This window comes from Nguyenibacter vanlangensis (assembly GCF_013376155.1).
GTDB classification, from domain to species: Bacteria; Pseudomonadota; Alphaproteobacteria; order Acetobacterales; family Acetobacteraceae; genus Gluconacetobacter; species Gluconacetobacter vanlangensis.
On the sequence record NZ_JABXXP010001181.1, the window covers coordinates 1 to 610 of the forward strand.

At 68.9% G+C, this 610-nt stretch carries 1 protein-coding gene; it reads right to left on the bottom strand.

Annotated elements, in window-relative coordinates; translation table 11 throughout:
• Positions 1-297 precede the first annotated feature (297 nt).
• Positions 298-610, bottom strand: a 313-nt coding sequence (locus HUK84_RS21995; RefSeq protein WP_218064505.1) for an aspartate/glutamate racemase family protein, incomplete at its 5' end; no start/stop codon positions are given.

Below are 610 nucleotides of genomic sequence, written 5' to 3' on the forward strand. Positions count from 1 at the left end.
CCGGCCCGGGGACGATGGCTGGCGGCGGCCCGGCCTTTCGCCGGCACGGCCTGCGCCGGCTGAGGCGCCACCGCCGCCGAAAGCAGCAGCATCGCCGGCAGAAACGCGCTTCCGCCCGCCAGGGAGAGCCGTAGCGGCAATTCCCGCAATTTTCCTCTGCTGGCCATCTCGTCCCTCCATCCTGCACGTGCCCGGCCCCACCGCCCGGAATCCGACCACCCGCGAAACATTCCGAATGGAGAATGACGATCCGTCACAATATGTCAACGATTATTGTTCACAATATTTGGGAGCAAATCAGCCCCGTGCTGCCATATGGGACACCACCGCCCGCAAGGTTTCGGTGAGGCTGCAATGCACGGGCACCGCCAGCCGCGCGGCCAGCGCATCCCGAAATCCCGCCAGCCCCGTCCCGCCCAGCAGGATCCGCTCCGCACCGGTCCGTTCGATCGCAATCAGGGCTTCAGCGGCCAATGCCCCGAGCGTGCCGCGCGGATCGGCCTGCGCCGCCCGGCCGAAATGGGGAATCGCCCGCACGTCGGCCAGGCTCCGGCCATATCCCGTCCGGTCGGCCAGGTCGCGGATCAGCGGGGGCCAGCCCGCTCCTCCC